Consider the following 11,469-nt stretch of genomic DNA (forward strand, 5'->3'; position numbering starts at 1 on the left):
TTTCTGGTAGTATGCGAGTTACAACCTTGGGGCTGATTCAGGATTCGACGGGAATTTTGCAGTCTGAGGTGCATGCCGAGGTGCGGTAGGCCTCGTTAACAAACCGCAAAAAAATAGTCGCAAACGACGAAAACTACGCACTAGCAGCTTAATACCCTGCTGAGAGCTCTCTCGCCCTAGCTTCCGCACGTAAGACGGGGACCAACGAGGGATCAAAACCAAACGCGCTAGCCCGGATTTTCCCACCTGAGAGATGAACGGCGAATTATAATTCAGGTTAGTCATTCATTAGCGTGTCGGTTCGCAGGTGGATGGCGAAATTAAAGATCGACTAAGCATGTAGTACCAAAGATGAATGATTTTCGGACGCGGGTTCAACTCCCGCCAGCTCCACCAATTCATAGTTTAAAGACGTCCTAGGGCGTCTTTTTTCTTGCCTGCAATAACCAAAAATCAATAACTTAGTATCCATTAGCATCCAAGGACGTCTCACTACTTCTTTGATCTTTGGGTACACAACAGGGTACACTGGTTTTAATGAGTTAATCTGGTGTACCCAACATGGCAAAAATAACTACTCGTCTAACAGACAAAGATATCAAATCAGCGAAGCCCAAGGATAAAGAATACAACTTGTTTGATGGTGATGGCCTTCGATTACGTATCAAGCCTAACGGTTCAAAACAGTGGATCTTTAACTACTACAAACCCATTACAGGAAAACGAGCAAACCTTAGCCTAGGTAGATATCCAGATTTATCTCTTGCCAATGCTCGTAAAAATGCAATGGCAGCCAGAGAGCTACTAGCTCAGGGGATTGATCCTCAAGAAGAAAGAAAACGCCAAGAACTCGTTCACAAAGAAATCTACGAACATACCTTTGCTAAAGTCTCTGAAGATTGGTTCAACCTCAAAAAGCACGAAGTCACTCCAGACTATGCTGTCGATATCTGGCGCTCACTAGAACTTCATGTATTTCCGCAAATAGCGAATACACCAGTAAAAGATATCGATGCCCCACTTGTTATTGATCTACTTAGACCTATCGAAGCAAAAGGCAGCCTAGAGACGGTTAAACGCTTATCTCAACGCTTAAATGAAATAATGAATTACGCGGCAAACTGTGGTCTTGTAAAAGCGAATCCATTAACAGGTATTCGAGCCGCTTTCAAAAAGCCCAAAAAAGAAAACATGGCGGCACTAGCACCAGATGAACTACCAGAGCTAATGGGAGCTATCGCCAATGCCAGTATAAAGCGTACTACTCGTTGTTTAATTGAGTGGCAACTTCACACCATGACACGCCCCTCTGAAGCCTCAGGCGCTAGATGGGATGAGATTGAGTGGGAAGAAAAGATATGGACCATTCCAGCAGACAGAATGAAAAAAAGAAGAGAGCACCGCATCCCTCTCACAGAGCAGATGCTGGCGCTACTAGAAGTAATGAAGCCGATAAGCGGCCACCGTGAATACATCTTTCCTTCAGATCGAGATCCGAAGAAACCATGTAACAGCCAAACAGCAAATATGGCTCTGAAACGTATGGGGTTTGCGGGAAGATTGGTTAGCCACGGTCTGCGGTCTCTCGCAAGTACTACACTCAATGAACAAGGTTTTGACCGTGACTTGATCGAAGCGTCACTGGCACACGTTGATGATAACCAGGTTCGTAGTGCTTATAACCGCACTGATTACCTTGAACGCCGCCGCCCTATGATGAGCTGGTGGAGCGATCATATCACCGCTTCTGCTGAGGGAAATGTATCACTCGCGAGACGAAAAGGGCTTAAATTGGCAGGGTAATTCAGTTGGAAGTGTGTTGCTTGAGCGTATTAAGTGAGAGATTCAGAATAGATAACACAGTTATTGAACAGGTTAGGTCAATCACGCTCTAGTTAAAGATTAAAAAATCCACAAAGGAGGACAAATCCTCCTTTGTTGTAATCTGGCAATTAGTGAACCTAATCATTAACAAATAAGTCGTGAACGTCGTATAGTTTCTCAACTAAAGACGATGAAATGAAACTAATAGAGTGTTGTTCTAACGATCAGAAGGGCTACCAATAAAGTATCCTCCAATACTAAAATAAATGAGGCACCACACAGCGACAAGCAAAGTGATCCTTATCCAGTATGGTACGAACTGATACCATTTAGCGCTAAAGCGATTACAAAAAGTTTCCTCTAAAGATTCCATCAGATCCATTGCTACCTCAATCCCCTCCTCCATAACAGCATTTGATTCGTTGGGATTAAGTTTGGTGCGCAATGACACCAAAGTATCGGCAACAATAAACTCTTTGTGAGTCCGTTTTAGCAAGTATGCTTTCTTCGTTTCAAGGCTACTCGTCAGAGCTGCAACCTTCCCTTCATACTGGTATTTTTTACTAGAAGTTTTATCAGCTTCATGCATAAACTCTTGAGTTAACGTAATTAACTCTTCAAGCTTTTTTATACAACCATCTATTGAGGATCTACTTTCATTTCTCAGAGCGATACGATCCGCATTGTACAAAACGATACCCCAACCTAAGATAGTGAGAAACGGCGCAAGGTACCCTTTAATCAATTCCATGACCACTTTTACTCCTCTTGAGCAGCTTTCTCTATTTCTTCCCAGCATGTACCTGCAAAGCTAGGTAGCTTGTCATGAACTATTGTCAGTTTGTTTCTCAGCTCCTCGAGACTAAAACGCTCATCTCTAATTAGCCCGCCGAATGCCTCTGAAACGAACGAAGGGCCATAGCGGTTGTAACCCGTCAAATCGACAGTAACATGACTATGATCTCTTAAGGCGGGTGCAAGCAGCTCTTCTCTAAAAGCTTCACCACTACCATCTCCTTCCCTACGATATCGCCATTTTGGCCTTGGGTGGAATTGTTCAACTACTACAATTGTCTTCATTTTACTGATTCTTTAATTTAATGTTCCACTGAACAAGAGTTCCTGAAATACTACGGCTAAAGTCCTTTAGCTCTACACTATGGTCTTCACGGTAGTATACCCCTCGATTGCTAAACACCCAAAGAGCCCCATCTGGGTTTTCATCTACTAATGCTTGAATACTTTTACTACCTAGGCCATGTTTATCTTTTTTTGTAGATGTCTCGCCAAGCATCATGGACAACTCAATAGAATCTGAATCTGCTTCAGAAAGTAATCTTTTAACTAAGGCTGGTGACTTATCCACTATACTTCGAATCCAACCTTGCTCTTTAATCGTGTTTGGTATGCCAACGCCTCGATCGCAAATCGCCAAATATAGATTGTCATCTATGACACTGCATATAATCCACCAAGGCTTATCACTTGCGTCTTCATAAGCATGGAGCTTGACATTACTTACAGTTTCCATAACTGCAGCTGCCCAAATATTCTCCTCTTCGGGCGTCATATCATTTTCAAAGATACGATGCTGAACATAATCAATTACAGCTTCAAACTCTTCACCTCTCGCAGTACCTTTTATAACGGGTAGTGGCCCTGTTTGCTCATCGACTACTGATGGTTCTTTATTCAGAGTAATTCCTTTTAAGCCAGATCTTTCGATAGCAAACTTAAATTTACCTTTTAAATTTTGGAATCTTACTAACTTAGATTTGTCATTACTCTTTAGAGAATCAATAGTGGCGTATAGTAATAGCAACGCAGCAGCAGATACCGATTCAGCGTGACTACAATCTAAAGCCACCCTTCTTTCCAAAGCGAATTTCTCAACAAGGCCCAAGAACTCCAGAGTAGACTCTCGAGTTTCCTCATTATACAAATCTAAATGAGATGGTACTGATATCTGCTCCCAACCTAAAACTCTATGAACTTTGATCTCGTCACTTCTCGGATTGTATTTCTTATCCTTGCGGCTTTCATTATGTTGAGTTCTTCGTCTCCACGTCCTGTATTCAGATTCTCTGCTAACTTGTCTCATCTCAAATCACGTACTAGCACCAACACTAAAGCATCATATCATGTCGACTGATTAGTGCACATAACGCCACCGACAACATAAAAATAGTGTGCTGATGTTACTAAGAATTATAAATTTCAAACCTTCTCTAGATGGTTTTACTCGTACCAAGCTCAAGGGCGGGTTGGTCCACGTTTTAACAAGCTGGATTAGGTACAGTACAAGGCTCAATGATCACAAAAGAGGTTCATATTTCGCTTCCACTGGACTAGATTAAGGGGAGCAGGTCACCACCGGAAAGCATTGCGTTTTCAATAATAAAAAAAGAGGATGCATAGTCGCATCCTCTTCTTACTGTAGCTTATCTACTAAGGCTAATTCAGAACATGTAATCCTAAACGTTCCTAATGTTCACTCTTAATAGACCGGAGATAAGTGGCTGTAGACACTGTTTTTTCAAACTCCACCACTTCTTGAGTCACATAAGTCATATGGTGCACGGTATCAATCGCAACCCAACTAGTGGGGTTACCAACAAAAACTTTCCCTTTTACCGTTCCATAATTTGCACATTTTTCGATCATCATATCTCCCCAGCTGAATTCTGAACCACAGAAATAGCCAGAACCAACTAGAGATTTACATAGCCCATGCATTTGTGCGCCTTTCTCACCTTGTCTTCTAGAATAACCTCGAACGACAAAGTAACTATCCTCTATGGTGTATCTGATTTTCCCATTGGCATCTGGTGCAATAGTCTCATCACCAACATTTGGATTGGCTATTCCATAATCACCAAACACAAACTTCACACTTGGGTTAAATGATCGTACTGACTTCCACACTTTGAATTCTTTTCTTACAACGATACCTGTAGAATTTTTCTTAGGCACCATTCCGTTAATATCAGAAGTAATTGAACAACCAGCGATAGATACAAAGCTAAACTGATAGTCTTCAAGAAGTGATAATGCAGTATCTACCTGCTCTTGAATATCAACTATTGTATCTTTTGAAACATCTCCAAAGTCTAGAATCACAGAGCACTTACTGGTGTCTAGCCCCATAGACGAGACGATATCTTCGATAGTGTCTAAAAACGGCTCTTCCTCAACCATATCTTCAAAGGCATATGAATCCAAACGAAGAATAAAACGATCCTTTGACTGAGCAAGAAGCTGTAATACTGTAGAGTATTCAGCATCTTCCCACCGGTCATACCCGATTACAGGTAAAACTTCACATCCTTCGTTAGAAAGGCAACTAGTGAAGACTGACAGTACGTGCTCGCCATTCTCAATTGTGGAATCTGGTGCCCACGAATGGATATCGATACCAATAGTAGGCACCGAAATAGATGAACTTAAGCCTACAGCACACTTGTTTATAAACTGCTCTCTAGGATTACTAACCCCTAAGTACGTTGTTTCTAACATTTTGCTTGTTAGCGTCGGAAGTTCAAATACAGGTAGCGTGTGTAGTTGAACTGTGCGAGGCAAGTTCTTATATGCATCAAACTCGCCTTTTTTCGCTTTTAAAATAGGGACGTACTTAGGAGTCATAACTCGCCTCACTTACCAATATTTAGAAGGGAAGTGCTTTCTAACCTCCCCGTAACCAACCAATTCAGAGAACTGATTATATTTACCAGATTCTCGTCTTAACCTTCCAGCGATGATGGCTGGATGAATATTCAACTCTCTAGACAAAGCATCGATAGTTGTACTACTCGGATTTAGGTATGCTTTACTCCGCTTCCAAACAACTCTCGGAATGAAAGTATCTCTGGCATATCTATTCGCCTCAGCTTCGAGCTTATCCTTACTCTCAGTATGATTTTCTAAATCATCTACAAATGTTTTATCTAGGTCGACATGCTTCCAGATATGTACAACTTCGTGAAGCAAGGTAAACCAAAAGTTATCTAGCCTATCTTGTCGTAGTGACAGAGCAATTATAGGTCTGCCATCAGCATCTTTTAGTGCTGCACCATCCACAGAAGTACCTTTTAAAGCCGGCTCAATAACAACACAAATACCATTCTTCTCTAGATATTCTACCGCGAGTAATGGACCATATTCAGACCAGCTTAAATGCGCTAAATCCTTTAAAAATTCTTTTCCTAAAACGCTAGCATCGAATGGATACTCTAGGTTTCGAGTTCGAGCTTTCTGTATAACTCTAGCTACCCAAGCATAAAGCTTATATTGGCTCAAAGGTGAATAAGCATCACCTGACAGAGTTCTTTTGAAGGATGCGCTCGCGGTCGATCCCCCAAGGCTACTGATAAAGTCTTTTACCTGTTCTTCAACATTCTTCTTTACCTTAGCACCTGTATCCTCAATCCAGCCTCTTGACAGCATTTCTTTAATCGGAAATTTTGACCAATTAAATTCAGCTTTAGACGGATTTTCCGTAACAGCTCTATCATCAGTATCTAGTCCCAACAATGTTTGAGGAGCTATACCCAAGCCTACAGATAACGCTTTGATCATCGGAACCGTTAACGGCCGTTTACCTGATAGCACCTCTGATACTCTGCTTTTTGTTCCAAAATACGGTGCTAAATCAATTTGCTTTAGCCCTTTCTCAGCCATTCTAAATTTAATAGCATCAATAGGATCTACTGGCTCGATTGCATAGTTGGAAGACTCATAGCTTTCAATCAAAACTGTTAGCAATTCCAATCTCTCAGCGTCATCGGAACCAGGTGTTAATTTTTGTACAATTAGTGACTCAACTTCAGACATATACTCTTGATATTGGTCCTGAGTTCTAATCACTCTTGGTTGAGACTTACTCATTTGCTTATCACTTCATGAATCACAGCAATACCTCCGTTAAAACAGAAAGTGACTTTGATGCTTATATGGTCATAACCAAAAATAGGAAACATATAAGAAAAACCTTCTACATGCTCAACTCTTGGAAACGCATCGATCAATTCCATATCACTTCTCCAACTCGCATGGTTCATCTCTGCCACCCAAGCTGAAATCCAGATATCAATTTCGTTACTGATACCTTTAATGGCGTTGAGCCTTTCTATACCTATCAAACGCATCAAGGTTCTCCATTTGGGAACATTATTGCACTAGCAAAAATAAAAATCAACAAAGTTCCACATATGGGAACAACAAACAAGAAACTATATCCATAAATAGAATGGGGGGTAAGAGAGCAAAATTCAACCAACATCATGTTTTTATTGATATTGAACTACTTAAATTTTTCACATACACACTAGGTATTAACGCTGTCACCCTCAATCCAAAAATATTCAGGTATATGTCATCAAGGTGAATACTCACCATTGATTCCGACAGGAGCCTGAAATGAATCCCAAAACTTCCGATTACCAAAAGCAGCAACGCTATCAGGAAAATGAAATTCTAGAGCATGCGGCTGAAATACTGGCTAACCGCTACGTACGTGGAGATGCACTAACTAACCCTGATGCAACTAAAGAGTATGTGCGCTGTAAGCTAGGCAGCCATGAGCGTGAAGTGTTTGCCTTATTGCTGCTGGATAACCAAAACCGACTGATTGAGTTTAAAGAGCTGTTTCAGGGGACGGTGGATGCGGCCAGCGTCTACCCACGTGAAGTAGTGAAAGTGGTGTTAGAAGTGAATGCCGCAGCGGTGATATTCGTACATAACCATCCATCTGGAGACTCAACACCCTCCCAAGCCGATAGACGCATAACCGAAAGACTTAAAGACGCGCTCGCGCTGGTGGATGTTCGCGTTCTCGACCATATCGTGACAGGCGATACCTGCACCTCGTTTGCTGAAAGGGGATGGTTATGATTGAACAACATTATGGCGATCTGTGCATTGATGATGCATTACATGCGTTACTAGAAGCACTTCTTAATCGGTATACTCTCCCAGAGAACGCAGAGAGACTCGTGCTGAACTGCCGCCAAATGAGTTACTACCGACATAGACAAGGTTTGCATCCGATTGAGGTACAGCTTAAACGAGAGTCAGCCTCAAGCCCTTGGCTGGTAGTGTTCTTTGCCAGCTTCTCTTATCCCGATGACAACAGTACAACCGTTGAGCCTGAGCTGTACTTTCACCTTGCTAATCGCTGGTGCTATCAACCCGATGTGGGAAGCACGGATTTATCTCATCCAGAAGTACAAGAGCTGCTCTCGGTCTGGATGAAAGCCTTTGCTCGTCACCTTTCCAGAAACGTCTTTGATGACGTGCAACTGACGATGGTCGGCACGTTTCACTAAATCCTAATCTCCATTTCTTATTTGAATCCTGAAACAAGGAGGACTCACTATGTCCAAATTAACCTTCACAGCATCTACACTACCTGTATCGAAAAAACTGCAAAAGCTGCTAAGTGAGCAACTCACCGCTCATTTACTAAGTAATGAAGCACTGACCACCAGCCGTTATCTGGTGTTTAACTTTCGCGATAAAAGTTACAGCGCGGAAGAAGGCGGCTTCCATCCGGTTGAGATGGCGATTTGCCAAACCTCCACAGGGGAATGGAGTATTGAGTACATCACCGACTTTGCTTATATGGGGAATTACTATCCAGAGCTAGAGCGCAACTTGGATTTTGATTTTCGGGTTGGGCAGTTCTTTGTCGCCTATCGTGGCTGGCTACCCATGCAGGGTAGCCGTGATGCCAAAGAGCTGTATCGCCTATGGGAGAATAACTTTCTTGCTTATATCGATATGGACTCCTACAACGAGATAGCCGTCACCCCGCAATAACTCATGACTTCCCTTCTTCTACAAATCATCAAACTTGTCACTGCCCTCATTACGTTGTTCTCCCTTTCTCCGTTCTTCGGTGCCATTGGAGCCTTATCCACTTTAGGGTTTCTGGTGGTACTGTTGATTGGGTTACTGGCAGCCATTGCCGAGCTCAGTGATAAGCATAAACCTCGTTAATGTTAATTAATTCACACTTTTATGAAACGAATTGATTGCATTTTAACCGTTGGACATTATGTGTCTGACCCACCTCTATTCTCCCGACATTAAATGTCCGACTCCGGTGTGGAGCTTTGATGTATTGAGAGCATAGTCATGAGCAATAAAACCAGCATTGAAGGGTTATCCGCTTTGCTGCACACGCTGATGCTTATTCCTCAACATCGATGGATTACCGTTAGGGAGTTGCAGCAGCAGTTAGCCCTACTCGATATCCACCGCACCACGCGCAGCATTAAACGCTACCTCGATGACATCATTGTGGACGTGTTTAACGTGGAGTGTGATTCGATGAGCATGCCCCATGTTTATCGGAAAACCTCAGAGCAATTACTGAAACTCAACAAACAGGAAATGCTCTATTGGCAACTGACCAACAAGTACTTACGACCACTTGTTCCTGATGCATTGAATTATGGGCAAGGGTCCTCCTCGGAGAGAGACAAACCCTTGTCCCGTATAGCTTCAGCACATTCAAAAGAGCAAGCATGGTTAGCCAAAGTACATGTGACATTGCCCACGATTCGCGAGTGGAGTGACGAACAACGGCAAGTGTTGAATGCGATACACACGGCATTACTGCACAACCGTATGCTCAAGATATCGAGCCAAGTATTGCAGCAAGAGAAGGCGCTCATTGAGCCACTGGGACTCTCGGTTCAGTGTGACGCGCTCTTGCTGCTCTTTCGATTATCCGGTCAACACACGATACGCACCCTAGCCTTGCCCTTGATTGATGAGGCCAGTGTATCGACGTTTTCTTTTACCTATCCCACTGATTTCAATCTTGAGCGGTTCATGCGTAAGCACGATGGAATCAGTACATCCTGAATTTCACTCACCGATAAGGAGAGCACCGTTATGACATTAATCAACACCCTACTCCGATACGCCGCTATAAGCATACTGTTTATCGGACTCACCGCTTGTGGCGACCAAGAAGATACTCAAGCTGCAACGGCTGATATTGAAGTGTCGATATCAGCTAACCCTCACTGGGGAACATTGGTCTTTGACCTACAAGCCATTACCGATAACACCGTGATAAGCGATGTAGTGATTAACCGTGGCAACTGCAGATTACCCGCAGGAACAGCCTCAGAGCTATCAAGAAACGTTTCATTGAACTTCGGCCAAAACTACACCGGATACAGCAACAACTGCACTGTGGACAGCGTGAAAGAAATCGAAGTCACCTCCAGTGCTGGCACCTTTGTCTACACCTTCTAACTTTCAATTCCCAAATAACACACTCAACCAACTCGTAAGGATAAACTATGAACAAGTCATCTCTACTCATCGCTACAGCGTTAGTTTTCTCTGCCTCTTCCGCCTTTGCTGGTGGAACACTGGGCGGTAACCCATCAGCAGATTCGGGGGCAGTCAACGTCAGTGTTGGCAAATGTACTCAATACAAAATGGATGTAAAAGCAGCACTACAGGAAGGCAAGAATGTATCGACCATCACCGTTCCTGAAGGCTGTGAAGCAGTCAAAGAAAAGTAATACCTACCACCAGCGACGGTAAAAAGAATGGGGAGCGCGATTGCTCCCCATTCTTTTTTTGCTTCTATACAGCCACTAAACAGGTTTATGGCAATAAGTTGCTTAGAACTTCTGCTTAAATTAGTAAATTACGGATAGCTTCAAGTATGGAAAATTCAAAGTTAAAATTAGAGATACTGATCAGAGCTGGCCGTAATTTGATACACTTCAGGCTGTGACCTTAGCAATTTTTCATCAAGCGTAACACCCATACGACGCAGGCAATAATGCACCAACGCCTTGCGTGTAAAGATTGTAAGCTTATGATTTTCCATAGCATAGTCTTCAGCTACGACACATTGTTGTTTTTCAGAGAGGTAGGGATTCGGTGTAATAGTAACTTTAACTTGATGATTCCATTCATCATCATGCTCTCGGGTTTTTGGAGACTTATCCATTAAGTCTGGTTCATTTCGAAAGCGGCTAAGTACAAAGTCACGGAACTCATCTTTTTCCTCACAATAGGCTCTTACATGCCAGCGAATACCGTCATATATCAAACTATGAGGGGCTATTATTCGCCCTCTGATGTCAGGAGTAGAGAGAGATACGTAATCAATATCCACGCGCAGATTAGCTCTTGAAGCTGCAATTAACCCTCGAACAATTTTCGGTGCAACAACCCTTTCAGGAACATTTAATACTGTCGATTGAGCTTCCCCCCAACTGAAGAACTCAAATGTCTCTTCTAGGTTGTACTGTTGATGAAGCATTGTCAGGTATTCGTGAGCTGTGCCTTGGGTAAATAGTGGCTTAAAATCATCCGCAGGTCTGTAGCCTCTGATTGTCCTATCTAGTATCAACTGTTCTCGGTCAGTAAGATTTAAATATTTGTTAATATCCCTTGAGGCCTGCTGCCGACCTATTCGAAAAGCATCGCATAAGTGGTTTGTTGTCAGTCGTCCCTCCCACTGAGCAATGATTTCGATTAATCGAAATCTCATTTGCTGGTCCCACTTGATATCTATCTGGCTCATCGTACTGCTCATAAAAGTTACATGTTGATGTGTACAGTATATACATGTATACGGAAAGTACATATATTTATTGTGGAGAGCGATAG

At 42.6% G+C, this 11,469-nt stretch carries 15 protein-coding genes and 1 other RNA gene; 9 read left to right on the top strand and 7 right to left on the bottom strand.

Features of this window, described 5'->3' with window-relative positions; genetic code table 11:
* Positions 1 to 28 precede the first annotated feature (28 nt).
* Positions 29 to 396, top strand: a transfer-messenger RNA (tmRNA) gene (ssrA, locus tag KNV97_RS14765).
* Positions 397 to 561: 165 nt separating this feature from the next.
* The gene (locus tag KNV97_RS14770) at positions 562 to 1,803 is read left to right on the top strand and encodes an integrase domain-containing protein (RefSeq protein ID WP_218562217.1); all 1,242 of its coding nucleotides are present in this window, start codon (positions 562 to 564) and stop codon (positions 1,801 to 1,803) included.
* 238 nt (positions 1,804 to 2,041) lie between these two features.
* Here the strand turns inward: KNV97_RS14770 and KNV97_RS14775 are convergent, their stop codons facing one another.
* The 6 genes from KNV97_RS14775 to KNV97_RS14800 all read right to left on the bottom strand — a co-directional run bounded on the left by KNV97_RS14775 (position 2,042) and on the right by KNV97_RS14800 (position 6,968).
* Complete coding sequence (locus KNV97_RS14775; RefSeq protein WP_218562218.1) at positions 2,042 to 2,575, bottom strand: hypothetical protein; 534 nt, start codon at positions 2,573 to 2,575, stop codon at positions 2,042 to 2,044.
* An 8-nt stretch (positions 2,576 to 2,583) separates the two neighbouring features.
* On the bottom strand, positions 2,584 to 2,904 hold the full coding sequence (locus tag KNV97_RS14780; RefSeq protein WP_032477057.1) for an STAS-like domain-containing protein: 321 nt from the start codon (positions 2,902 to 2,904) through the stop codon (positions 2,584 to 2,586).
* 1 nt (position 2,905) lies between these two features.
* Positions 2,906 to 3,925: an ATP-binding protein gene (locus tag KNV97_RS14785; protein WP_032477056.1), complete on the bottom strand. Its 1,020-nt coding sequence runs from the start codon at positions 3,923 to 3,925 to the stop codon at positions 2,906 to 2,908.
* A 383-nt stretch (positions 3,926 to 4,308) separates the two neighbouring features.
* Positions 4,309 to 5,466: a beta family protein gene (locus tag KNV97_RS14790; RefSeq protein WP_218562219.1), complete on the bottom strand. Its 1,158-nt coding sequence runs from the start codon at positions 5,464 to 5,466 to the stop codon at positions 4,309 to 4,311.
* 12 nt (positions 5,467 to 5,478) lie between these two features.
* Complete coding sequence (locus tag KNV97_RS14795) at positions 5,479 to 6,708, bottom strand: ImmA/IrrE family metallo-endopeptidase (protein WP_218562220.1); 1,230 nt, start codon at positions 6,706 to 6,708, stop codon at positions 5,479 to 5,481.
* Entirely contained in the window at positions 6,705 to 6,968 is a 264-nt protein-coding gene (locus tag KNV97_RS14800; RefSeq protein WP_032477054.1) for a hypothetical protein, read from the bottom strand. Before KNV97_RS14800 ends, KNV97_RS14795 begins: the two co-directional genes overlap by 4 nt.
* Before the next feature lie 271 nt (positions 6,969 to 7,239).
* On the opposite strand from KNV97_RS14800, the gene radC reads away from it, so the two are divergent.
* From radC to KNV97_RS14835, 7 genes are all read left to right on the top strand, one after another.
* Positions 7,240 to 7,713, top strand: a complete 474-nt coding sequence (gene radC / locus KNV97_RS14805) for a RadC family protein (RefSeq protein WP_218562221.1) — start codon at positions 7,240 to 7,242, stop codon at positions 7,711 to 7,713.
* A complete protein-coding gene (locus KNV97_RS14810) occupies positions 7,710 to 8,147 on the top strand; it encodes a DUF2787 domain-containing protein (RefSeq protein ID WP_218562222.1) in 438 nt (145 codons plus the stop codon). The genes radC and KNV97_RS14810 overlap by 4 nt, the downstream gene beginning before the upstream one ends.
* 49 nt (positions 8,148 to 8,196) lie before the next feature.
* Positions 8,197 to 8,640 carry a DUF2787 domain-containing protein gene (locus KNV97_RS14815; RefSeq protein ID WP_218562223.1) on the top strand — a complete coding sequence of 148 codons (444 nt, stop codon included), beginning with the start codon at positions 8,197 to 8,199 and terminating at the stop codon, positions 8,638 to 8,640.
* A 3-nt stretch (positions 8,641 to 8,643) separates the two neighbouring features.
* Positions 8,644 to 8,820 carry a hypothetical protein gene (locus KNV97_RS14820; protein WP_017044431.1) on the top strand — a complete coding sequence of 59 codons (177 nt, stop codon included), beginning with the start codon at positions 8,644 to 8,646 and terminating at the stop codon, positions 8,818 to 8,820.
* Between the two features lie 138 nt (positions 8,821 to 8,958).
* Positions 8,959 to 9,693 carry a WYL domain-containing protein gene (locus KNV97_RS14825; protein ID WP_218562224.1) on the top strand — a complete coding sequence of 245 codons (735 nt, stop codon included), beginning with the start codon at positions 8,959 to 8,961 and terminating at the stop codon, positions 9,691 to 9,693.
* Between the two features lie 30 nt (positions 9,694 to 9,723).
* Positions 9,724 to 10,092, top strand: coding sequence for a hypothetical protein (locus KNV97_RS14830; protein ID WP_218562225.1), 369 nt, complete (start codon positions 9,724 to 9,726; stop codon positions 10,090 to 10,092).
* Positions 10,093 to 10,139: 47 nt separating this feature from the next.
* A complete protein-coding gene (locus KNV97_RS14835) occupies positions 10,140 to 10,367 on the top strand; it encodes a hypothetical protein (RefSeq protein WP_218562226.1) in 228 nt (75 codons plus the stop codon).
* A gap of 167 nt (positions 10,368 to 10,534) precedes the next feature.
* Here the strand turns inward: KNV97_RS14835 and KNV97_RS14840 are convergent, their stop codons facing one another.
* Positions 10,535 to 11,383: a WYL domain-containing protein gene (locus KNV97_RS14840; protein ID WP_032477307.1), complete on the bottom strand. Its 849-nt coding sequence runs from the start codon at positions 11,381 to 11,383 to the stop codon at positions 10,535 to 10,537.
* Between the last annotated feature and the right edge of the window lie 86 nt (positions 11,384 to 11,469).

Source organism: Vibrio ostreae, from assembly GCF_019226825.1.
In the GTDB taxonomy this organism is placed as follows: domain Bacteria; phylum Pseudomonadota; class Gammaproteobacteria; order Enterobacterales; family Vibrionaceae; genus Vibrio; species Vibrio ostreae.